The sequence below is a fragment of the Paenibacillus sp. J31P316 genome (assembly GCF_056269105.1).
The window spans coordinates 698,768-717,948 of sequence record NZ_JBWDNI010000001.1; the positions used below are offsets into that span (position 1 = coordinate 698,768).

17 protein-coding genes are annotated in these 19,181 nt (G+C 56.7%); 1 reads left to right on the forward strand and 16 read right to left on the reverse strand.

What is annotated here, in order from left to right:
- From AC0YNU_RS02975 to AC0YNU_RS03005, 7 genes are all read right to left on the reverse strand, one after another.
- A complete protein-coding gene (locus AC0YNU_RS02975) occupies window positions 1–1,503 on the reverse strand; it encodes a hypothetical protein (RefSeq protein ID WP_475752957.1) in 1,503 nt (500 codons plus the stop codon).
- A gap of 64 nt (window positions 1,504–1,567) precedes the next feature.
- On the reverse strand, window positions 1,568–3,181 hold the full coding sequence (locus tag AC0YNU_RS02980) for a type 2 periplasmic-binding domain-containing protein (RefSeq protein WP_475752959.1): 1,614 nt from the start codon (window positions 3,179–3,181) through the stop codon (window positions 1,568–1,570).
- A gap of 85 nt (window positions 3,182–3,266) precedes the next feature.
- On the reverse strand, window positions 3,267–4,142 hold the full coding sequence (locus AC0YNU_RS02985) for a carbohydrate ABC transporter permease (RefSeq protein ID WP_475752961.1): 876 nt from the start codon (window positions 4,140–4,142) through the stop codon (window positions 3,267–3,269).
- A gap of 60 nt (window positions 4,143–4,202) precedes the next feature.
- Window positions 4,203–5,165: an ABC transporter permease gene (locus AC0YNU_RS02990; RefSeq protein ID WP_475752963.1), complete on the reverse strand. Its 963-nt coding sequence runs from the start codon at window positions 5,163–5,165 to the stop codon at window positions 4,203–4,205.
- Window positions 5,166–5,342: 177 nt separating this feature from the next.
- Window positions 5,343–7,670, reverse strand: coding sequence for a helix-turn-helix domain-containing protein (locus AC0YNU_RS02995; RefSeq protein ID WP_475752965.1), 2,328 nt, complete (start codon window positions 7,668–7,670; stop codon window positions 5,343–5,345).
- A gap of 205 nt (window positions 7,671–7,875) precedes the next feature.
- Window positions 7,876–8,856, reverse strand: coding sequence for an Ldh family oxidoreductase (locus AC0YNU_RS03000; protein ID WP_475752968.1), 981 nt, complete (start codon window positions 8,854–8,856; stop codon window positions 7,876–7,878).
- Window positions 8,857–9,126: 270 nt separating this feature from the next.
- Window positions 9,127–10,017, reverse strand: coding sequence for a helix-turn-helix transcriptional regulator (locus AC0YNU_RS03005; protein ID WP_475752970.1), 891 nt, complete (start codon window positions 10,015–10,017; stop codon window positions 9,127–9,129).
- A 243-nt stretch (window positions 10,018–10,260) separates the two neighbouring features.
- On the opposite strand from AC0YNU_RS03005, the gene cysC reads away from it, so the two are divergent.
- On the forward strand, window positions 10,261–10,872 hold the full coding sequence (gene cysC, locus AC0YNU_RS03010; protein WP_475752972.1) for an adenylyl-sulfate kinase: 612 nt from the start codon (window positions 10,261–10,263) through the stop codon (window positions 10,870–10,872).
- A 46-nt stretch (window positions 10,873–10,918) separates the two neighbouring features.
- Here cysC and AC0YNU_RS03015 read toward each other — a convergent pair whose 3' ends face one another.
- The 9 genes from AC0YNU_RS03015 to AC0YNU_RS03055 form a co-directional block, all read right to left on the reverse strand.
- Window positions 10,919–12,721 carry an ABC transporter ATP-binding protein gene (locus AC0YNU_RS03015; protein WP_475752974.1) on the reverse strand — a complete coding sequence of 601 codons (1,803 nt, stop codon included), beginning with the start codon at window positions 12,719–12,721 and terminating at the stop codon, window positions 10,919–10,921.
- Between the two features lie 12 nt (window positions 12,722–12,733).
- Window positions 12,734–13,675 carry an aldolase gene (locus AC0YNU_RS03020; protein WP_475752976.1) on the reverse strand — a complete coding sequence of 314 codons (942 nt, stop codon included), beginning with the start codon at window positions 13,673–13,675 and terminating at the stop codon, window positions 12,734–12,736.
- A gap of 101 nt (window positions 13,676–13,776) precedes the next feature.
- On the reverse strand, window positions 13,777–13,917 hold the full coding sequence (locus AC0YNU_RS03025; RefSeq protein ID WP_161700761.1) for a paeninodin family lasso peptide: 141 nt from the start codon (window positions 13,915–13,917) through the stop codon (window positions 13,777–13,779).
- A 29-nt stretch (window positions 13,918–13,946) separates the two neighbouring features.
- Complete coding sequence (locus tag AC0YNU_RS03030; protein WP_475752978.1) at window positions 13,947–15,887, reverse strand: asparagine synthase-related protein; 1,941 nt, start codon at window positions 15,885–15,887, stop codon at window positions 13,947–13,949.
- A gap of 151 nt (window positions 15,888–16,038) precedes the next feature.
- On the reverse strand, window positions 16,039–17,151 hold the full coding sequence (locus AC0YNU_RS03035) for a nucleotidyltransferase domain-containing protein (protein WP_475752981.1): 1,113 nt from the start codon (window positions 17,149–17,151) through the stop codon (window positions 16,039–16,041).
- A gap of 56 nt (window positions 17,152–17,207) precedes the next feature.
- Window positions 17,208–17,621, reverse strand: a complete 414-nt coding sequence (locus AC0YNU_RS03040) for a lasso peptide biosynthesis B2 protein (RefSeq protein ID WP_475753945.1) — start codon at window positions 17,619–17,621, stop codon at window positions 17,208–17,210.
- A 43-nt stretch (window positions 17,622–17,664) separates the two neighbouring features.
- Entirely contained in the window at window positions 17,665–17,961 is a 297-nt protein-coding gene (locus AC0YNU_RS03045; RefSeq protein WP_475752983.1) for a lasso peptide biosynthesis PqqD family chaperone, read from the reverse strand.
- Entirely contained in the window at window positions 17,958–18,908 is a 951-nt protein-coding gene (locus tag AC0YNU_RS03050) for an HPr kinase/phosphorylase (protein ID WP_475752985.1), read from the reverse strand. The genes AC0YNU_RS03045 and AC0YNU_RS03050 overlap by 4 nt, the downstream gene beginning before the upstream one ends.
- A gap of 110 nt (window positions 18,909–19,018) precedes the next feature.
- Window positions 19,019–19,153, reverse strand: a complete 135-nt coding sequence (locus tag AC0YNU_RS03055; RefSeq protein WP_475752987.1) for a paeninodin family lasso peptide — start codon at window positions 19,151–19,153, stop codon at window positions 19,019–19,021.
- Between the last annotated feature and the right edge of the window lie 28 nt (window positions 19,154–19,181).

Consider the following 19,181-nt stretch of genomic DNA (forward strand, 5'->3'; position numbering starts at 1 on the left):
TTAATTTTTGGTCAACGAGAAATCATCGTATTGTGCCCAGGCGCCTGCATTGCCGCTGGCCGAGATCGCCAGCTTGACCGAAGCGCCTTCCGGAACGCTGATCCCGCCGATGCTGTATTCCGTCCAGGTTGTGGTGGTTGGCAAATTCAACTCTTTGCTCAACGTGCCGTTCACGTAGACCTGCAGCTTTTTGGACGTGAACGTGTTGCCGCCCCGGTGCCAGACTTTGGCCGTGTACGTTCCCGAGCTCAGCCCGGAAGCGGAGGCGTTCTCCAGCAGCGTCGTATAAGCGCTATCGCTCCAGGACTTGGCCGCCTTGGAACCGGAATGCACTTCCGCCGGTTCCGTAGCGATGCTGATATTTCCGGCATACGTCCAATTGCTCCACTCCGACTCGAAGCCCGGGTTCAACAGACCGCCGGCCGCCGCCCATGTCCCTTGCGCCGCATCGATATTCCAATTGGCATAGCCGTTGATCGTAGGCGACCCGTCAGCCGCGAAGATGAGCGGGTACCAGGCGTACGCGCCCTTGCTCATGTCGCCGCCGGAATAATTGCTCCACCGATCGCCGCAGTAGACGTACGTGGTTCCTTGCGTTCCCTGAACCTCCAGCACGAAATCATGCTGCGTGTTGAACGAATCGGACGAGGAGGGAGACGTCGCCACCACCTTGCGCGCCGACCAGGGCCCCGCCATGCTGTCCGCGGTTCGATACGCCGTATCGCTGGATTTCCAGCCCCGGGTATTGGAGGTGAAATAATAATACTTGCCGCCTCGCTTGAAGATGGCGGCCGCCTCGCGAATATCGCCGTTATCCCACGTACCGCCGGAGAATTCGCTGTAATTGCCCGCATTTGGCGCCAGCGGCGTCAGAAAATCTTCGGACAGCTTTAGGATCGCCTGCCCTCCGTTGGTTTGTCCCTTATCGAAGGTATACAGCAGATATGCGTTGGTTCCGTCCTGATAGGCGCCCAGATCACCCATGCTGTAGAGCGTGCCCGACGCGTCCGGCAGCTTCTTGATCAGACTGGCGCTTTGATAGGTCCAAGCATTCCCGGCCCCAAGGTCCGTCGCCGTCAGGAAGGCAAATTGGTTGCGCACTCCCGTCTCGTGGCCGCCCCATTCCAGCACCATCACGTATTTGCTCGTCGCCGCGTTCCACATGACGTACGGACGTCCCACCCAATCGCCGGATTGGAACGGAATACTCGGCATGCCCGGCGTGATCCGTCCGCCGCTTTGCTTGGTCCACGACTGCAGGTCCGTCGAGGTATAGTGGTTGATCGCATAGAAACGATAATCTCCCGCGCTCCCGAAATCCGGTCCGAACCAATGATACAAGCCGCCGGCTTTAATAATGCCGCCGCCCTGGGCTTTGATCGGATTACCGTCGGTATCCACCCACTGCGTATCGTTATGAATCGCGGCCGAAGCCGCGTATGCGGAAGGCATTCCCTCGAACATGAAGCACAACATGAGCAGCACCGCCATTGCTTTTTTCATTTTCGACCATTCCTCCATCGAATAAGGTTCGTTATTCGTCCGTCGGTCTCATGGCGTAAAGGTTCTATTGGATGCCCTTGAATTCCTGATACTGCTTGGTCCATACTTCCGTCAATATGTCGCCTTCGATCTTCATGTAGTCCTCGACGGCCTTGTCCCAGCCGGCCTCGTCGATCGCTCCGATGATGTACTGAATTTGCGATTCGGCGATCTTCGTAGCGCCGTCGCCGGTCAGATTCTCTGCCGGCGTTCCCGTCAGCGTGAACGGAATGGCGGCATCGAAGGGCTCGACGAACTTATAATCCTTGTAAATGTCTCTCATTCTATACTCGATCTGGCCGGGCTTGTCGTAATCCGCGGGCACGTAGGTCGGCCAAATCGCCGGGTCGAAGAAGTCCGCCAGGTTGTAATAGCCGGCATAGCGTTCCGAGGCGTTTTCCAGCAGCGTGAACGTATTTTTGCTCTTGTCCACCCACTCCCAGTTCTCGCCCTCGACGCCGTTCCAGGTCAGCATGACATTCTCCGGCGAAGCCAAGGTCCAATCCAAATATTTGATCAAGAAGGCTGCGTTCTTGCTCGTGCTCGGAATGAGCAGCGTGGAGGAATATTTCGGATTGCTTCCCCATGCCGGCGTTCCCGTCGCCGGCGCGTCCTCGAGCGGCGGCAGCGGATCGTAGGACACGTTCGGGTTGGTCTCGTTCATCGTGATCTGATTGCCGACCATGGAATTGAACCAGCCCGAGTAGGCGCCGACTCTGTCCGCCAGCACGAGATCCTTGATCTGATTGGTGTTGATGGTCGCGAAGTCCTTCAGGATATACCCTTTGGCATACCAATTCCGGAACGTGGTCAGCATCTCCTTATAACCCGGGGCGCTTACGGCCGGAATGACTTCGTCGCCTTTCAGGTATCGGGTGGATTCGTCCCCCATGAAGTAGGGCTGGAAGATCTGGATGAGCCCGTTCAGGTTCCAGGAGTGCAGCAGCGGAATCTCGTCATGCTTGCCGTTTTTGTTCAAATCCGTCTTCTTCACGGCATCCATGTAGGCTTCGAATTCGGCCATCGTGTGCGGCATTTCCATGCCCAGCGCATCCAGCCAGTCCTTCCGGATCGTCGGCGCGTAGCCGGTCGGGAAAGACTCTTGTCTCGGAATGCCCCAGATGACCCCGTCCTTGTCCTTCATCACCTCGAGCGCGTCCTTCATGTATTTCTGGATATTGGGCCCGTATTGGTCGATCAGATCGTTCAGCGGCATGAGGGAGCCTTTATCCTTCAGCGCCGTCCAGCTGACCAGCTGTCCTTCGATGAAATCGAATTTCTCTCCCGAGGCGAGCAGCAGATTGATCTTGTCCGGATAGACATCCCGCGGAATGACCTCCGCATCCAGCTTGATTCCGGATTGTTTCTCGATGATGTCCAGCACCTTCTGGTTGTCGGTCCCGTTCTCGCGGGTGCCCAAGCTTCTTCTGACGATTTTCAGCGGTTCGGTTTGCACCGGCTGCTCGGCTGGAGCGGCATTAGCACCCTGCGGAGCATTCGCCGCATTCGACGCATTCGACGTATCGGTTTCTTCGGCACTGCTGCTGCTGCTGCTGCAGCCGCCCAGTACGGCTAAGGCCACCATGGAAGTCAATACCAGCGTGATCATACGCGTCTTCTTTGGCAAGGTCCTCTTCATATGTTCTCTCCCACTCCCAAATCGATTGTATTGTTGCTGCCTGCAGGCGATACCGGCCGGATCAAGGCGTTCTGCCGCAATCCATTCAGCCCTTGATCGAACCTACGGTGATTCCTTTGACGAAATAGCGCTGCAAAAACGGGTACACGCACAAGATCGGCAGCGTCGTTACGACGATGGTCGCCATGATGACGGACTGCGCCGGCGGATTGACTTCCACGACGGCATCCGACCGGATCATATCGTTCAAATTCGTATTGTGGATGATTTCCCTCAGAAACACCTGAACGGGCCATAAACCACGGTCATTGATGTAGATCATGGCGTCGAACCACGAATTCCAATGGCCTACCGCGTAGAACAGCGAAATGGTCGCGAGCGCGGCGGTAGACAAGGGAAGAATGATTCGCAGGAAAATGACCAGCTCGCTCGCGCCGTCCATTTTGGCCGATTCGATCACGCCCTGGGGAATCTGCATGAAGAAATTACGCAGAATCAACATGTTCCATGCGCTGATCAGTCCGGGCAGAATGAGCACGGCAAAATGGTTGTACAATCCCATCGATTTAACCAGCAGGAACAGCGGAATCAGGCCGCCGCCGAACCACATCGTAAAGGCGATAAGCATGGTGAACGCATAGCGCAGCGGATAGTCCCGGTTGGACAGCACGAAAGCCAGCGCCGCCGTGAACAGCATGTTGCAAAACGTTCCTACGAGCGTCCGCAGAATCGTGATCGAGTAGGCATTTACGATATAAGAACCGGATGAAAAGACATACTTGTAGCCGGAAATATCCCAAACCGTCGGCCAGATGGCGAACGGATGAGCCGCCCTGTCCAGATCGGTCATCACCGAACGTCCGAATACGAACAACACCGGGTAAAGCATGACGAGGCACACGAGAATCAGCATAATCGTGTTGCACGCGTCGAACAGTTTCTCACCTAACGTCTGCTTCAAGACACGCCTCCTGTACACTGAAGCCTTGCGGCAAAGTCGGCTCGCCGCCAGCTTGGGCGACTACCATAAGCCATCGGAGCCGAGCCGCTTGGCGGCCCGATTGGCCAGCACGACCAACGCCAGCGCCACCACCGATTTGAATAAGCCAACCGCGGCCGAATACGCAAACTTCGCCTCTACCAACCCTTGTCGATAGACGTAGGTATCAAAGTTGTCTGCAACGTCATAGACCGCCGGGCTGTAAAGATTGAAGACTTGCTCGAAATGGCCGTCCAGAATGTCGCCCATGCCGAGAATCAGCATAATCGCCACGATTTCCTTAATGCCTGGCAGCGTAATATAAACCATCTTGTGCCATTTTCGCGCCCCGTCCATAGCAGCCGCTTCATAGAGCTCCGGATCGATGCTGGCCATGGCCGCCAAATAGATGATCGTTCCCCAGCCGACTTCCTTCCAAATATTCGTCAGCACCAGGATGATTCGGAAGTATGCCGGATCGCTCGTGAAGGCCACCGGCTCTTTGCCCATCAGCTCCATCAACGCATTGACGGGCCCGCCGGTCGGAGTCAGCAGCTGCAGCACCAGTCCTGCGCATACGACCCATGACAGGAAGTGCGGCATATAGCTGATGCTCTGAACCACTTTCTTGAACCATAACCCCCGCGCTTCGTTAATCAGCAAGGCCAGAATAATCGGGGCGGGGAAAGCAAAGATCAGCAGATACAGGCTGAGCACCAGCGTATTGCGCAGCAGCCGCCAGAAATAGATGGAGTGGAAAAACAGATTGAAATTTTTCATCCCCGCCCAATCGCTATGGACGATGCCCTCGAAGCCGCCCATGCCCTTGTAATCCTTAAAGGCAATGACGATGCCATACATCGGCAGATACTTGAAGATCAGAAAGTAAAGCATGCAGGGCAGAGCCAGCGCGTGCAAATACCGGTATTTCCAAATCCAGGTCGCTGCCTTCCTTCTGGCTGTGCCGATCGAACGTTTCCTGCTTGGTGCGGCGATCGTGTTCATTCTTGGTTTCTATCCTCCTTTCCGTTTCGTTGTCCGACCCCGTCTATCGTAGCCACCGCGCAGTCCGAACGTAAATCGGAATATCTGACACTGCGTACCAAATTCTCGTAATCCGCGTCCCACAATCGCAAACAATGTGCCACCGGACGTTCCGCCAACAGAAAAATCCTTGATTGCTCAAGGATTTTCGATCCAATCGATATGATAGCCTTTGACGTATTTGCCCGGGGTAATCCCCTTGATCTCCTTGAAGATCTTGATAAAATACTTCGAGCTGCTGAAGCCTACCCATTGCGCAATGTCCTTGATCTTGAGATCCTCCTCCTGCAGCATGGAGCAGGCTTGCTCGATCCTCGTATTGTTGAGGAGCTGGACGAAGGTGCTGCCCGTATGCGCTTTAAGGATTTGATTAATGTACGTCGGACTCAAATTCACCTGCTCGCTTACCGACTCCAGCGTAATGTCCTGCATATAATGGTCCTTGATGTAATTGGCGATCCGTTGATAATACTTGCTGGATCGGGTCGTTTTATTGGCTTCGATCACATCGATGATCGTTTGAATCAGGCCGCTAAAGAAGATTTCCACCCGCTCCTTGCCGTTCAGGTTGCTGAGCCTGTCGATGCTGTATTCCTCGCCGTAAATTTCGTCGACGGGCAAGCCGAGCTCGTTGATGAGCGCCATGAACGTGCTGTTCAGATGGAACACGAACTGGTACATGTTCTGGTAGCGTCGGTCCTTGCTTATGCCGCCCGCCATCTCCATGAACAACCCGAGCGCCTCGTCCTTATTGCAGGCGCGAATATTGTTTTTGAGCAGCTCCTCTTTGTCGTAGGGATAATTGTACGCCGTCTTGTCGTCGTTTCGGATGTCGCTGGTCAGCATAATGTCCGTTCGGCTGTACAAAATTTTGTATTTCAGCAGCTCCCGCACTTCGCGGTAGTTCCTGGAGATGTGCAGCAGATCCGTAGGCTCGTCGCTCACGATCGCGGTGAAGGATACCTGCAGGCGGTGAAGCAGCTGCTGCTGCAATTCTCTGATTTTGGCCAGCAGCTCGCCCGCTCCCGCCGAAGGGCTCTCGAGCGCCACGACGAGTTGATTGCTGTGGTTAACCAGACTGAAGCTTGCGATGCCCTGTCTGGAGCCGAAGTAGTCCGTGACCGCATCGAGCACGGAATAGAGCAAGATGCTGTCATTGCGCGCCTTGTAGCCGCCGGTCCCCTCGTCCACGTCCAGCTCGAGCAGCATCAGTGTCAGATTCCGCCGGGGAATATCCAGGGCGAATAACCTTAGGTTATCCTCGATTTCCTCCCAGCTCGTATATACACCCCAGATGAGATTGTTCAGAATCTTCTCTTGGAATACAGGAACCGTCAGCTCCAGCTTCTCCTCCAGCTGATCGTGATTGTCCAGCAAATCCAGCACCGCATCGCGAATCACGCCGAGCTCGTTGCCCTTGCCGAGGATGCGGCGCGTCCTTGCGCGGATATGCTTGCGCAGCTCGTCCACCGGCTTCACCGCGCGCATCGTGAACAGCAAGGAGACGATGAGGCTGAAGGCGAGCAGGACGAAGCTCATCAGCAGAATGATATTGCGGATCATATGGATGCTGCCGGTGATGCCGCCGAACGGATACATCGCCACGTAGGTCCAGCCCCTGTTTTCCGCGGTGTTGTACACGACGAGCTGCTCCTTGTCCCCGACATTCGAAACGAAGCTGCCGCTCTTGCCGTCAAATGCGTTCTGAAAGCTCGGCCGGGTGCGGATATCCGTATACAAGTCCTCCTTAAGCCCGGATACGATGACCTCCTTCTTGCTGTTGAGCACAAGGAAAGGCGTCTCTCCGCCTTTGGGAATTTGGGCATGCAGCTCCCGGTATACCAAGGATTGGTCGATATTGATAATCAGCGCACCGTTGTAATTGTTCGCCCTATCGAGCGGCAGATGAGCGTACACCGAGAATACGTCCAGCGTCAGCGGGCTGTTGTTCCAGAATTTGACGGGATGCGTGTCCGACACGATCAGCGTGCGGCTGTCATTTTTGTACCAGTTCATAAAGTCCAGATCGGGAAAATTGGCCGCGTCGGATATCCCGTACTCGGTCGAGATCACTTTATCGTTCTTGGCCAGATACAAATAAACGGAATGCACATAGCGATTGGAAGCTTTGATCTGATTGATCTTCTGATTAATATAGTCCCAGTCGGCGTATTGTTCGTCCTTATCGGCGCTGGCCATAATCTGGTTCAGGCGGCTGTCATTGTACGACTGCTTGGAAATATCGATGATATTATTGACGACCAGCTCCACGGAGGCGGCGAATTGATCCAACGCCTGCTGGTTGGACTCGCCGAAATCCTTGATCACCATGCCCTTGGCTTCCCGGTAGTAGACCGTACCCAGAATTGCAATCGGTACCAGAATCAACACCGTAATAAACAGCTGAATTTTCAACATCAGGATCCGATCTTGAATCAATCGGCCGACGGCTTTGAAGCTTCTCACGCGATGCCTCCACCCTGAAAAGAAATACATTGCACAGCGTCATTTTACTTGTCCAACATTTGCCTTGCGTTAAAGGAATGACAAGTTATTGTTAAGCATCATGCGCTGCCGCCTTTGTACGTCAGGTGAATGCCAATAAAAAAAGCCTCCCGGCAGCATACCGGGAAGCGTCGTTGCGAAGCAATTTATCTAGCTTCACTACCTATTAAAGCGGAAGCTCCATACCGAATTCACGCGCGGCCTGCTCCAGTACGCTCCTGTGCTCCTCGCCGACCGGAATACCGTTTTGCTCCCATTCCCGTTCACGCTCCGCCTCCAGCACACCAGGCAGGACGGCCCGGTCAAAGCCAGGGAGCGGCTGCATCTCTGCCGTCAGCTGCATATACCGGTCCATCTCGTATTTAAACGCATCCACTGAGCCGAACTTGGCGGCATCCAATGCGATAATGAGCGATCCCTGGTTGGCGCCTTCGTATTTATAGGCCGCCCGCTCGCGTTCCACTGGCACGCCAGCCAGAAAACCGCCCAATGCCTGACACATGAAGCCGAGCCCCATGCTCCGGAATACCAAGCCCGGGGTCTGACGGATCGCATCCGCCCGGTGGGGAGAATCTGCATACAGATCGTGCATCGCACCGAAATCGAGCACCATAGCTGGCGCATCGCCTGCCGGCACGGCGAACGACATCGGCGATCCGCCTGCCGCCTGCATGATGGAATCCTCCGGATTCAACTTCAGTTGATGACCGGAGGTCACGTACCCGACTAGATCATGCTCGGCCAGCACGCGGGAATAAATGCCAGCCGCTCCGATATGTCCATGATTCCGGGTGACCGCGGCGGCGATTCCGCATGCCCGGCACTTCTCGACCAGCAGCTCGGCCGCTCGGTAAGCGGGAAAATAGCCCAAGCCTCCGTCGCCATCGACCAGCAGCGTGGCGGGCGTCTCGCTGATCACCTTGACCTCGGGATTCGGATTAATCAGCCCGTCGCGCATGATGCGCGCATATGTCGCAACCTGCCGCGATCCGTGGCTGAAAACGCCGCGCAAATCGTTCTGAACAAGCAGTTCCGCAAGAAACCGGCTTTTCTCTTCCGGCATTCCGGTCTTCTGGGCTAAGGAAGCAACGGCATTCTTCATTTCCTCAGAGGGTACCCTATCGTAATGATTAGGCAAGATATTCATTGTATTCGCTCCTTTGGTAGTAGGAACAGCGCAGATAAGGGCTGTCTATTGAATGCTACACTTACGATATTACCCTTTGTGTAAACGGACGACAATGAAACGCTACTAAAAGGCGATTGCAGCCTAAGGTTGACTCTTGCGAGGTAGCGAGCAGCTGCGTTAAGCGGCACGACAAACAGGCACGGATGCGCGCATCCGTGCCTCGTCACTTCTAACAACCCCTTGACAGGTAATGCGATAACCTGGCATTCCTATAATCACGACCGTCGGCTAAGCTTCAGGCTCATCCCGTAATCCGGACCTCGTCGAAGTGCCGGTAAACCGCTTCCTGTAAGACAGCGGCGTTATGCCGACATGCTCGGCGAAGGAACGCGAGAAGTGTGGCGTCTGCTTGAAGCCGGTCTCGTCCGCGATTTTGGAAATCGGCCAATTCGTCTTCATCAGCATCAGCTTCGCTTGGTCCATTCGGTAGGAAAGCAAATATTGCTGCGGCGTGCAGTCGAATACTTCGCCCATGCAGCGCGCGATATAATTGGGATGCAGCCCCATGGCTTCGCCCAGCTTGCCGTTCGTTACGGTTGTACGGAAATTCATTTTCAAATAGGCGGCCGCTTCTTCCGCGACGGCGATCGGCGCTTTGGCCGCGTCGCTTCGCCAGCCCTCGTCGAACAGCTGCAGCAGATGAAGGAACCATTGCTGGCGCTGCCAGAATGCGGCATGCGAGGTTCCGAGCGCCGCGTCGTGCAGCTTGCTGAATAAGGAGATCGCTTCCTCCGGATAAGCAACCGTCATCGTCTTCGGCAGCCGGATCGCATACGAATAATAATCGCCGCGGAGCGTGCCGCAGCTGGTCCCTTCGTGCTCTTCCCAAGGTCCGGCCGTCTGGAAATGCACCCAGTCGAATACCGTATCTTCCGAGCAGGGCCGCGTCGGGTAATGCCACAAATCCGGCCGCAAAATCAACATCTGACCGGGACCGACTTCCCAGGTGTTCGATTCCTCGCCGACATGCAAGGTACCGCTATGTACAAAAAGCAAATCGAATACGCCGATATTCCGGCGATTCGGATGCTCGCCGCCTTTCGGATATGTTCCGCGATTGGACTCGATGAAGTAAGGCAGCGGCGGAGATAGAAAGGTAAGCAGCGGTTCGGACGACAAGAGTAAAGCCTCCCTGTGATGGTTTACGCCCGTTTATTTTATCAGACATAACCGGCGCGAGGAATACTCTAATCCAAAAAAGAAGCATCTTCCTTCAAATTTCCGGGCGCGACCTCGGAACGGCGTTTCAAAATGATTCGGAAGCCTCATTATTGCCGGCGGCGGTAACATGGCGGACACTCTATGATAAAATAAATCGAATCGTAGAGAGAGACATCGAAGCAAAGCAGAGGAGATGAAATCATGCAGCACAAGAGCAGCAATATTTCGTGGCAGCATTCCATGATCGCGAGACAGGACCGCCGCGAGAGAAACGGACACAGCAGCTGCGCGCTCTGGTTCACGGGCTTGTCCGGCTCAGGCAAATCGACGCTGGCCTTCGCGCTCGAGCAAGCGCTTCATGCCAGGAATATCGCCTCCTACGTCTTGGACGGGGACAATATCCGGCACGGCCTCAACCGCGACCTCGGCTTTTCGGACGAGGACCGCAAAGAAAACATTCGACGGATCGGGGAAGTTTCGAAGCTGTTCGCGGACGCCGGCCTGTTCGTCCTGTCGGCGTTCATCTCGCCGGACGAGAAGGACCGCCAAATGGTCAAGGAGATGTTTCAGCCTGGGGATTTTATCGAAATCTACGTGAAATGCTCGCTCGAGGAATGCGAGAAGAGGGATCCGAAAGGATTGTACAAAAAGGCAAGAAGCGGACAGATCAGTAACTTTACGGGCATCGACGGAAAATACGACGTCCCCGGGAATCCCGATCTGATCATGGATACGGAGAAGATGACGATCGACCAGTCGCTGGCCGCCTTGCTAGCCTATCTCGAAGAACGGAACTTACTCGCAAGCCGGTGAGCACCCTTCTGCCCCAGCTTGCGGGTCGCCATGTGTGTAGATCGGATTATGCGTGTACCCCCGCTTGAAACTCCAGCAGTTTGCTGAACGTCCCCTTGGTATCCGCGGAGAGCTGCTGATAGCCGCCCCGCTGGATCACCTGTCCGTTATCCAAGACGAGGACTTGATCCGCGTTGCGAATCGTCGACAGCCGGTGGGCAATGACGATGATGGTCGTTCTCCCCTTCAACCGATCGAGCGCGTACTGGATTTTCGCTTCGTTCTCGCTGTCCAGCGCGCTGGTCGCCTCGTCCAGAATCAAAATCGAAGGCTTTCTCAGAATCGCCCGCGCCAGCACGATCCGCTGCCGTTCCCCTCCCGAAAGCCGCACGCCGCGGTCGCCGAGGACCGTATCCAGCCCTTGAGGCAATTGCCGCACGAATTCCTCCGAAGCCGAGAAACGCAAAGCTTCCCACATTTGTTCCTCTCCGGCTTCCGGAGCCGCAATGAGCAGGTTTTCCCTGATGCTGGCATGGAACAGGAACGGATCCTGCGAAACGTAGCTCACGGACCGTCGCAGCGAGAAACCGTCGTCGTTCGATAGGCGCATTCCGTCTACCAGGACTTCGCCTTCTTCCGGCTTGATGAGCCCGATCAGCATATCAATCAAGGTGCTCTTGCCGGCGCCGGATTTGCCGACGATCGCCGTCATGGTATTCACCGGGACCGACAGGCTGATATTATGCAGGGCGTAGGACGAACCGCCGTTGTCGTACCGGTAAGAAATGCCGCGGCATTCGATTCCTTCTGCCATGCGCAATGGTTTGACGTTAGCTACGGCGTCGAAGGAATCCAGCTCCTTGGCAGCCGCGCATTCCCGCTCCAAATCCGCCAGGCTCTTGAACGCCGGCAGCGATTGGGCGATCTGCTCCCAATTAGCCTGCAGCGCCGAAAATTTCGGCCAAAGCCGGGAGAAAATGACGATGATCAGGACGAGACTTTCGGCCGGCACGTGGAACGCTTCCAAGGACAGATAAACGAACAGGGAAATGAGCACGACGGAGGCGACCTTATAGACGAACTGGGAGGCCGACTGCGTTTTGCCGAATTGGACCAGATTATGCTCCATCCGGCCGCACAGCGCGCCGAACCAAGACAGATGCTGCGCTTCGGTCATGTTGCTCTTGATGTCCTTCATGCCATTAAAATGATCGGTCATCCCGCCCATGTACTGCTGCGCCAGCTCCGTGGTCTTATCGCCGATGTTCTTCGACCGCTTGATGAACTTGCTGGAATAGACCGCCACCGCCAGGCCGCAAATCAGGACCATGGCCGTCAGCTTCGCCGAGAGCCACAACGCGAAGCCGATCTGTACGGCGGTAAAGAGAAGCGTCGTCGTTAATCGCAGCGCGAGATACGTGCTCATGCTGACGCGCAGCAGCTCGTTCGTCATGACGTGCGTGAAATCCGATCTGCGGTTCTTCAGGAAGAACGCCCAGTTGGCCTGCAGCAAGCCCCGATAGATATCCTCCCGCAGGTAGCGGATGAATCCGTGCTGAATCTCCAAATTCAAATTCGTTTGCTTGCGCTGCATCAGCGCCTGACCCGTAATCAGCAGCGTGAATCCGCCGAGCAGCACGGCGAGTCGCGCCTCTTCCGGAATCGCCTTCAGCGGCTCGACCAAACCGGAAACGAACGGGATGCCGCCGGTGTCCATGCGGAAAATGCCGATCAGGCCGAGCGCGGGAACGAGCAGGAAAATGCCGATGCCCTCCAGGAAGCTGATGACCGTCATGCCGATCAGATTGACATAGAGCTTGACCCCGGCATATTCGCGCAGTTTGTTGATGTATCTCAGCAGATGCTTCACTACGATCTCTCCTTATCCATGCGAAATCTTCGTGTCTTCATTCACCGCGGCCAGAATGCGGCAGACCAGCTCGTCAACGTTAAATCCCGCGGCCGGCCTGCGCAATTGGTACATGCCGATGCGCTCGACGAGCGATACGGAGGTCGAGAAATGCCGATGGTCCAATCCCAGCTCGGAAATCAGAAACTGCCGGTAGGTATGGTAACGTACGGTCGGCAGCCGCTCCAATCCCCGCAGACGACGAAGCTCCGTTACGTCCTCGTCCGTTATCACGAGTTCGAAGATGCCTGCCAGCGGCACGGGTTCCTTCCAGAACTGCGACGGCACGGGGATCGCGAATTTGGTCTGGTAGAGCGGCAGATAGCGGCCGGATTGCATGCCGAGCTTATCGATGCTTTCCTGCCATAGCTTTTGCTGCGGGTAGGCGGGAATGACGAAGGGCATGCGGTCGCGGTTAAGCGTAACCGCGATGACGTCATCGGTCAGGAGAGGGTAGCCGAGCTTCAGAAAAGCGGCGGCCAGCGTCGATTTGCCCGCGCCGGAATCGCCTACGAACGCATAGGCCTTGCCGTCGATGACGACGGCGCTCCCGTGCAGCGGCAGCAGCTGGCGCTGGAACAGCAGCGCGCCCATGCAGGTGCCGAGCAGGTACAGCCGAATGGCGGTTTCCGCTGCCCCGGCCGCGGGAGAAACGCCGATCCGGTTTCCTCGGCGCACGCGGTAAATGCCCGTGCCTTCGATGTTCAGCATGAATTCGCCGTCGCCGAACGCATAGCAATCGTCGTTGCCGCTTCGCTCGTTCCAGGCGGCCGACAAGTCTTCCAGCTCGATACATACATCCGCTTCGCCGGTATGTTCGTCCTGCCGGAGCAGCTCCGGCAGGACGATTTCGCTTGCGATCGTCAGCCCGAATGCCTTATAAACCGTTCGCGACGCAGCAGGGTTTGGATTCAATTTGCTCACCTTTTCTTCAAGTAAGAGTCGTTGCAAACGATGAAACGGCCCTTATACGCATGGTTCCGCATAAGGGCCGTTTCATCGTTTAACGCGGGCATTTACGATTCATGGGCATGTCCGTTATTGCTGCCTTTACCGTTCTTGTCCGGAAATACGCCGTTCGGTCCGCCCATCGTCTCGTTGACGTCGAGCACTTCCAGCATCGGCTGCTGCCATGCTTTCAAAGTCTGCTTTTCCATTGGTGTTCACCTCCCCTCAGTGCGGCTCCTCACGCCAATTGCCGCAGGAACCGCCAGGCGATCAAAGCCCGCATCAAGAGCCTGGCATCGGCATCGTAAGCGAATTCCGGCTTGGGGGCCGGGCCGATTTTCTCGAGCGAAGCCTTGATCTGATCCACGTTCAAATAATGCGCGGCGGCGGGATCGCGGCATAGCTTCCGCAGCTCCTCGGTAAAACAGCTCCACGCGGGCAGCATGCGGTGGATCCAATCCGCCCCTTGGACGCCGCGGACGCGCTGGTTCAGCCGCACGTCGTCCGGCAAATACGAGGCGGTCGCCCTGCGGACGAGCGAACGGTCCATGCCGTTCTGGACGTACTGCTCGATCGGCACGGACAGGCAGAAGCGGACCACCCGCGGATCGGCGGTCGGATCCCTTTCCCACACGCCGTAGCGCAGGGAAAATTTGGTGACGGAAGTTCCTTGGTGATTGGAGGTCGCCAAGTTTCCGAACTGATAGTCCCTCGCCTCGAACTCGTCGAACGCGCAGCCGTCCAAGCCGACGTCGTGCTGCTTCAGCTTCTCGAACACGCCCGTTCTTGCCGCGAAGTCCGGATGGATGACTTGCGGCGTTGCGTCCGCCGGATTCGCGGCGTTCGCGGATCTCGCCGCGAAGGGAAAGGCCTGTTTGCCGAGAATGGGCAGCAGCCGAGACCGGCCGATATTCATGCGCCGCCCGTAGTGCTTGAGCTCGCGGTAGAACCGGACCCAGCGCAGCTTCCTAAGCAGCCGGGCATAATAATCCATCGCCGGTCCCCAAGAAATGGTGTAATTCCCGCGCGCGCCCGTCAGCAGCACGGAAACGCCGTCCTGCTGCGCCCGTTCGAGAATCCCTTTGATCCAGAACGAGTTCTCGAAGAACTTATAGGGCGCTTCCAGGAGACCGATCAGATCGTCGATCTCCCCGAACGAATCCCGGTCGCCGAAATTCAGACCGTTGTGCGCGATATTCCCGACATGCCGGACGGTGGCTTGAATGTATGGACTTTCGTCGGCCACCATCCTTCTCGGCGTCCAATCCACGAAGTCGGCCGATGGCACGTAACTGTAAGTATGTAAGGTTTTGCCTTCCTTCCGCAACGGGTCCGCGGCAAAGCCGATGACCGCGCCGGAGTCCAAGCCGCCGCTCAAGCTCGCGCCGACTTGGCGGAACGTCCTGAGCCGCGAGGAGACGGCTTCCCGAAACACGTCCCGAAACGCTTCCTCGTATTCGCCGTTCGACTTCAGCCGCAGCGTCTCCCGGGGCGTTTCGAGCTTGTCGTACTGCCCAAGCGTCAGCTTCCCGTCTTCCACCGCAAGCCAGTGCGCGGGAGGAAGCTGCCCGATATCGCGGTACGCCGTGGCGTTCACGTCGACGGTATCCAGAATGACGGGGATCGCGAGAAATTCCGAGAACCAGGATTCGTTCACCTTCTTCTTGGCGCCCGACAGCTCGAACAACGGGTTGATCACCGTGCAAAAGGCAATCCGCCGTTCCTGCCGCTGATAATACAACGTCCGGTTGCCCAATAAATCGCGGGCGCCGAACAGGAGCCGCTTCCGCTCGTCCCAGATGACAAAGGCATAGTCGCCGATCAAGTAACGGGGGGCTTCCCTGCCCCACTTCAGATAAGCGGCGACGATCAGCTCGCTGTCCGTCATCCCTTTCCGCAAGGCGTAATCGATCTGCAGCCGGTCGAACAATTCCGCCCGGTTATCGATGATCGCGTCGGCGGTAATAGCCAGCCGGCTGCTCCCGTCATAATACGGCAGCCGCTCATGAACCGATTCCGGCGTAATCCATTGGGCGTGACAGCCCAGAAATACGCTCCCGCCATGCCAGGTTCGCGCGTCGTCGGCCGGGTACCGCTGCAGGGCTTGCATCAGCTTCGCGCCGTCTTCCGTCGGTACGCGTTCGTCGTCATAGCATAGAATGCCGGCTATTGCGCTCATGATTTCCTCCGATGGTGCCGGATCTCGCCGTCGCGGAATCCGGTTATCCGGTCCGGCAGCCAAGACCGCGATCTTCTGCTTTTCGTAATAACAGTTCGAATATTCGCTCTATTATATGGGGGTCATCCAATCTTCGCCCTCTCCGCGCGCCTTACGCTTCCTGCTTCATCTGCCGCCATATCCAGACGAACGGCCGTAAGGGGAAGTACAGAAAATGCAGCGATTTCGGAAGCGGTAGCGCCTCCGTATCCCTAAAGCTGGGGTACAGCTGGCTGATGATGTAAACCGACTTTTGCCGCTTCGTCTTCAAAGCCAGCAAGTAGCGCTTGTACACTCTGTCCAGCTCCTTGTCGCCGGGAGAGAACGAGACGATGTCCCGGATGAAATAGAGCGATCGTTCCGCCAGTTCCCGCCGATGGGAGCCAGAGAGCATCGGCCCCGCTTCGGTCGGAATCGGCGTCCGGAACAAGCCGGCGACCAATGTGAGCGCCTGCCCGCCCAACTGAAGGCACTGGTAGCGGCGCATAAGCGGAATAAGGGTGCCCCAATCCAGGCTTCGGCGCGCCAGCCTGTCGATGTCCGCCAGCCAGCGCAGCCGAAACCAGCCGTGGCGGGCGCCGTGCGAAACCAGGTACATGAAGAGATCCTCGCTACCCAGCAGGCAAATGTCCCGCTTGGAAAGCGGGCTGCGCCTTCTCCGGCTCCAGAGCTCCTCGAACGACGGCTCCTTCCCCATGTCGGAATTGAGCCGCCAATGGATCTCCACCTGAATGCCCGTCTCCGGGTGCGTAAAAGAAATATGGTGCATCTTCCACTTCCAGTTGAACAGACGCGGACCATGGTCGTCGCTCCGATAGCCGAGTCGCAGCAGCTCCTTCTCGGCGGCCTCCACGCTCTTCATCGGAACGAGAATATCGAGATCCTTGGACGTGCGGAGCGAGAGATCGCCGTACAAATCCATGGCGAGCACCGGTCCCTTCAAGACCAGCGGCAATATGCCGTTCTCATGAAGGGATACGCAAACCCGTTCCATTTCCCCGCAAAGCCGCAGCATTCGAAACGTATTCCGCGTGAAATCGCGATGAAGGGCTTGCAGAACATCGGCAGGAATCAATTGGCTGGTCTTCAGCCGGGCGTACAGCTGCGGATAAACCCGGTGATGCCGGATCAGCTCCAGAAATTGATTCCAATCGATGTGCGGCAGCGATGGCATAACCGATTGATCCGCTTGTAAATCGGCATCCGACCGCATGAACGCCAGCATGATGTTTAATTCCTCCGGAAAAGCACTTATATCAAGCGTGCAATCGTAATCCATATTCAGGCACCTTCCATCCTCTCCGCGGGTTTGTCCGATCCGAATGCGGCCACCGCCGTGAACATCCGCATTTCCTCGGCTCCGGTCACATAGAAGGGCCCGCTTCGAAGCCAAGCGTGCGCGATCATCTTCCCTTCGCCGTCCCTTGCCGTTCCCAAATAAAGCGTGCATTCGATCCTTCGCCGTTCCAGCATTTTTTTGGCGGCGATGGCTCTCACCATGCATTGGCTTTCCCATAACGTGTGGCGGCTCATGACCCGGACCGCCTGCGCGACGCGGCGGATCGTCGTTTCGTCCGCCGGGTCGTGAACCAGCGGCGTTTCCAGCGCGCGTCTCCCCAAGGATGGCGCGATCCGGGAGAAAGGCAGCGCTTTCATGACGCGTGCCAGGGCCAAATAAGCGAGCGCCTCCAGCATAAGCCGTTTTTTCTCGCCGGGCAGCGACAAAAACTTGGCCAGCTTACGCTTCACCTTTCCGGACCTCGATCAACGCTTCCGCATGCAGGTTCTTCAGAAAAGCCCCCACCTGTTCCTCGCAAGACTCGCGCTCGACGTCGTATTCGTCCATAAGCGCGTCGACAAGCTGCTTGACCGGGATCGGCGAAGCGATCAGCTCCCATACCCTGCCTCCGATCGCGCCAAGATTGTAATACTTGCCGGAGCTTACGCTGAACATGACCTTCTCTCCGCTCATATCGCTGACGACGCTGCCTGCCGATTGCACGACCGTTTGTTCCACTAGTGTTAAATTCGTCATATGCCTATCTCTCCTTCTCTGATGGTTTGGATGATTGCGGATACGAGCCGACGGGCCGTGAAGCCTTCCTGCGGCCTGCTTAATTGGTACATCTTCGCCTGCCCGGCGATGCCCGCCGCTGCTTTGAAATGCCACGCCTCCAGCCCGAGCCGATGAATCAGCCTGTTCCGGTACGTATGCTGCATCGTAACGCGCAGCCGTTCGAGCTTCGGCAAGGGTCTGACGATAATCGTCTCCCCTTGCGGCTTCGCGAGCTCGAACGCGCCCGCAAACGGAATCGGTCCCTCGCAAAACCGCGCGGCGGCCGGCACGGCGAATTTCGCCGTTTCCCGGTAAATCGTGCGATAGCTCCCGCTTTCCTTGCCTAGGCCCAGCCCTTCGATGCTTTCCTGCCACAGCTTCTGCTGCGGGTAGGCTGGCGCAACGACGGGCAATCCGCCGTCTTCCGACCAGGCAGCCGCAATGACGTCGTCGCTTACGAGCCGGTACCCCTCGTCGATGAAAGCCGCCGCGAGCGTCGATTTTCCGGCTCCCGAATCGCCGATGAAGGCATAAGCCTTGCCGTCGATCTCGACCGCGCTTCCGTGCAGCGGCAGCACGCCCCGGAGCATCAGCAGCGCTCCCATGCAGGTGCCGAGCAGGTAAACGCGCACTTTCTCCGGATCGGCTCCCGCAAGAGGCGACACCGTTATGCGTTGTCCATCCTCGATGCAGTAGAAGGCCGTCTCCGGAATCAGAAACAGAAACCGGTTCCCGATGCGCGCGAAATTGCTGCCGGCAGCTTCCAGCTCGTCCCCCAATCCGTCCGCGACGCCCATTGCAATGACGATATCCGCGCCTGCGCGATCATCGCCGACGGCGGATAAGGGCAGCTCGGGCAGCGGGATTTCGCTGGAAATTCGCAAGCCGAACGCTTGATAAACCGTTTGCCTCACCGCAGAAATCATAACATTCACTCCTTTCGCCGTAATGTCGTAATGAAGAAGTGTCCTTGTACGATCCTTCTTGGATCATACAAGGACAATTGGAAGGAATTATTATATGGAGGAGAAGAGGCCTAGCTAGGGTTGTAGATGTCCATATCGTCCGTCGTAACGAAGTCGATTGTCGTATTGCCTTTGCCATACATCGTTTCGCTTACTTCGAGGGATTCCAGCGTCGGAACCGCCCATTCTTTTTTCGCGTTTGTCATGTTTTTTCACCTCCCTTCAGTAATTTAC

What these genes read in the sequence shown, in the direction of transcription:
- AC0YNU_RS02975 (WP_475752957.1), bottom strand. Translation starts at nt 1,503, where the DNA reads ATGAAAAAAGCAATGGCGGTGCTGCTCATGTTGTGCTTCATGTTCGAG.
- AC0YNU_RS02980 (WP_475752959.1), bottom strand. Translation starts at nt 3,181, where the DNA reads ATGAAGAGGACCTTGCCAAAGAAGACGCGTATGATCACGCTGGTATTG.
- AC0YNU_RS02990 (WP_475752963.1), bottom strand. Translation starts at nt 5,165, where the DNA reads ATGAACACGATCGCCGCACCAAGCAGGAAACGTTCGATCGGCACAGCC.
- AC0YNU_RS03000 (WP_475752968.1), bottom strand. Translation starts at nt 8,856, where the DNA reads ATGAATATCTTGCCTAATCATTACGATAGGGTACCCTCTGAGGAAATG.
- cysC (WP_475752972.1), top strand. Translation starts at nt 10,261, where the DNA reads ATGCAGCACAAGAGCAGCAATATTTCGTGGCAGCATTCCATGATCGCG.
- AC0YNU_RS03025 (WP_161700761.1), bottom strand. Translation starts at nt 13,917, where the DNA reads ATGGAAAAGCAGACTTTGAAAGCATGGCAGCAGCCGATGCTGGAAGTG.
- AC0YNU_RS03030 (WP_475752978.1), bottom strand. Translation starts at nt 15,887, where the DNA reads ATGAGCGCAATAGCCGGCATTCTATGCTATGACGACGAACGCGTACCG.
- AC0YNU_RS03035 (WP_475752981.1), bottom strand. Translation starts at nt 17,151, where the DNA reads ATGCTGGCGTTCATGCGGTCGGATGCCGATTTACAAGCGGATCAATCG.
- AC0YNU_RS03040 (WP_475753945.1), bottom strand. Translation starts at nt 17,621, where the DNA reads ATGCTGGAGGCGCTCGCTTATTTGGCCCTGGCACGCGTCATGAAAGCG.
- AC0YNU_RS03045 (WP_475752983.1), bottom strand. Translation starts at nt 17,961, where the DNA reads ATGACGAATTTAACACTAGTGGAACAAACGGTCGTGCAATCGGCAGGC.
- AC0YNU_RS03050 (WP_475752985.1), bottom strand. Translation starts at nt 18,908, where the DNA reads ATGATTTCTGCGGTGAGGCAAACGGTTTATCAAGCGTTCGGCTTGCGA.
- AC0YNU_RS03055 (WP_475752987.1), bottom strand. Translation starts at nt 19,153, where the DNA reads ATGACAAACGCGAAAAAAGAATGGGCGGTTCCGACGCTGGAATCCCTC.